The sequence below is a fragment of the Blastomonas sp. UPD001 genome (assembly GCF_003426715.1).
In the GTDB taxonomy this organism is placed as follows: Bacteria; Pseudomonadota; Alphaproteobacteria; order Sphingomonadales; family Sphingomonadaceae; genus Blastomonas.
In genome coordinates this window covers 1-2,842 of record NZ_QKVT01000061.1, presented here as the reverse complement: position 1 = coordinate 2,842, position 2,842 = coordinate 1, and the positions used below count along the sequence as shown (strand labels likewise).

Sequence of the window (2,842 nt, the reverse complement as noted above, 5' to 3'; positions counted from 1 at the left end):
GCGCGGCGGCATCGGCGATCGGCGCGATCTCGGAGGCGGTCAGGGGCGGCTGGTTCAGGCTGTCCTGCATCATGGCAAACTCCTTGGAAAATCGGGTCCGGTCGTCAGCGCGACCGCTTGAGCGTCCAGCCGCCGAGCATGCGGTCGAACAGCGCGTTGGCGTACAGGCCGTTGGAAAGATGGACCCTGAGGCCCGCCGCCGCCGGGTGATAGGCCCAGAGCGGGAACATCGACTGGGCGATGGCAACCAGCCCGAAGCTGACCACCGCCAGGATCATCAGCACCCACTCGAGCGGTCCGGGGGCGGGCGTCGCGGGCAGGGGGCCGAGCAGCAGCGCATCGGCAATGTGGTGCAGCGCGAAATAGCCGAGCGAGGCCGCGAGCGAATAGGCCACCATCCGCTGCATCAGCGCTACCGGGGCGGCACCGGCCAGACCCTGGGCGAGCAGATAGGCGATGCCGAAGATCAGGATCGCGCCCAGGGCGATCGACTGCGGCGAGCTGTCCTGAAAGCGGAAGGCAAAGCCGATGGCGACATAGATGGCGAGCGCGGCGAGGAACGCGCCGGTGACCGCCTTGGCGCCGGGGATGGCGACCGGACCCGGCCGCCGCAGCGCCGCGATCCGGTCGACCGCGCCGCCCGAGGCGAGGAAGCTGTGCGCCTTGTACAGCGAGTGCGCGATGATGTGCAGCATCGCCAGCGGGAACAGCGCCAGGCCGCACTGCATGATCATGAAGCCCATCTGCGCGACGGTGGACCAGGCGAGCGAGGTCTTGACCGCAGGCTGGGTGAGCATCACCAGCCCGCCGAACACCGCGGTGAAGCCGCCGATCATCACCAGCCCCGCCATGATTGCGGGCGACAGCAGCAGGACATCGGCAAAGCGGATGAGCAGGAAGCCGCCCGCATTGATGACGCCCGCGTGCAGCAGCGCCGAGACCGGGGTCGGTGCTTCCATCACTTCGGTCAACCAGCCGTGCAGCGGGAACTGCGCCGACTTGATGACGGCGGCGAGCGCCAGGCCGAACACCGCAAAGCGGATCGCAGTGCCGCTTTCACCGCCGCGCGCGCTATCGAGGATGGCGGCGATATCGCCAGTGCCATAGACACAGAACAGCAGCGCCGCCGATCCGAGCAGCGCGACATCGGCGATGCGTGCCGTGATGTATTTCTTGCGCGCGGCGCGGCGGGCGGCGGCGCGATCGGGATAGAAGAGCAGCAGCTTGTGCAGGCACAGGCTGGTGGCGATCCAGAACAGCACCAGCTGTAGCAGATTGCCCGACAGCGCGAACAGCAGCACGCTCGCCAGCGTGAAGCTCAGCCAGGCCTTGAAATGGGCGCGGCGCGGCTCGTCGCCCAGATAGGTGCGCGAATAGCGCAGCACGACCCAGCCGACAAAGCCGACCAGGATCGTCACCGGCAGGCTGACGGCATCGAGCCGGACGGAGAGCCCCAGATGCTGCCAGACCAGCAATTCGGTGGTGACCGGCCCTGCCGCGATCAGCTGCACCAGCGCCGCAATCGCGAGACCCAGACAGGCGAGCAGACCGGCTTCCAGCGCCCGTCCCGTCAGGCGGGCATGGCGATCGCCTGCGAGCAGCGCGATTCCTCCCAGTCCGGTAAATGCGGTGATCCCGATCGTCAGGCCAAGCGCGATGTCCATCGTTCCGTCTCCGTGCGGCCCCGGCGGGGGCAGGCGTGTCGCAACCGGATACGGGCGATTGATCGATACGGAAAATTCAATGAAGGGAAGATTTGGTTCCTATTTCGAGAACTAGGCGATTCGGGCGATCTCGAGCAGCTGATCGACCAGCGGGTGCGGGAAGCGGCGCGACTGGGTCATCGCATAGAAGGATTCGGTGAGCCCGGGGATCGCCATGATGTCGTGCAGGCTGCCGATATTGAGCTCGTCGCGCACCACGATCGGCGGGACCACGCCGACCCCGGTTCCGGCGCGCAGGAGCAGGCGCAGCATGGCCATGTCGTCGGCCTCGGCGACGATGTTGGGGAGAATGCCTAGCCGGTCCACCAGCAGGTCGAAATCGGCGCGAACCCCCGAATCCGTGGCGGGAACCACCAGCCGCATGGTGGTCAGCAGTTCGCGCAGCGGGGTGCGGGCGACGTCGACCTTTTGTGGGCCGATCAGGCTGACCGGGATCTGATCGACCAGATGCGCGACCCAGTTGGTGCCGCTGTCGCGAAAGGGCAGGCGGTTGGTCAACAGCACATCGAGCTCGTGTGCCTCGAGCGCCTTGACGAGGTCGCGCAGCGAACCCGAACGGATGACCAGGTGCACGTCGTCGCGCCCGACCATCGGCGCCAGGAAGCGCATCTGGAAATTTCGCGACAAGGTGGAGAGCGCGCCCACGCGCAGGTGCCGGCGGTTGCTGCCGCTGCCGCCGGCAAAGGTCGCCATCATCTCGTTGGCGGTTTCGAACATGCTGTCGGCATAGTTCAGCGCGACCCGTCCGGCCTCGGTCAGTTCCAGCCGCCGTCCGCGCCGCTCAAACAATTGATGGCCAATGCTTTCTTCGAGCAATCTGATCTGGGTGGAGAGGGCGGATTGCGACACGTTCAGCCGCCGCGCGGCGTTGGTGAGATTGCCGTCATGCGCCACCGCGTGGAAGTAGCGCAGGTGCTTGAAATTAAGGTGCATCGGCTGCCGCTCCGAAACCCAGTTCATTTAAATCGAACGATGACGTGATTTTATTGAATTTCCGTGATCTGCGCAATGCGCTTAGTCCAGTCGCAGGGGCCAGCCGCTTGCAAAGGCCCAGTGGATGAAGACGCCGATGGAAACGCTGCCCGAACAGCCTGATCTCCCCACCCGCCCGCTTGTGC

General features: G+C 66.0%; 3 protein-coding genes. All 3 read right to left on the bottom strand.

Annotated elements, in window-relative coordinates; translation table 11 throughout:
* Positions 1–104: 104 nt before the first annotated feature.
* Complete coding sequence (locus tag DM995_RS18360) at positions 105–1,664, bottom strand: proton-conducting transporter transmembrane domain-containing protein (protein WP_116970628.1); 1,560 nt, start codon at positions 1,662–1,664, stop codon at positions 105–107.
* Positions 1,665–1,775: 111 nt separating this feature from the next.
* Entirely contained in the window at positions 1,776–2,657 is an 882-nt protein-coding gene (locus DM995_RS18355) for a LysR family transcriptional regulator (RefSeq protein WP_232824545.1), read from the bottom strand.
* Positions 2,647–2,842 (bottom strand): hypothetical protein (locus DM995_RS22535; RefSeq protein ID WP_232824544.1); only part of this gene is annotated, 196 nt, incomplete at its 5' end. The genes DM995_RS18355 and DM995_RS22535, both read right to left, overlap by 11 nt.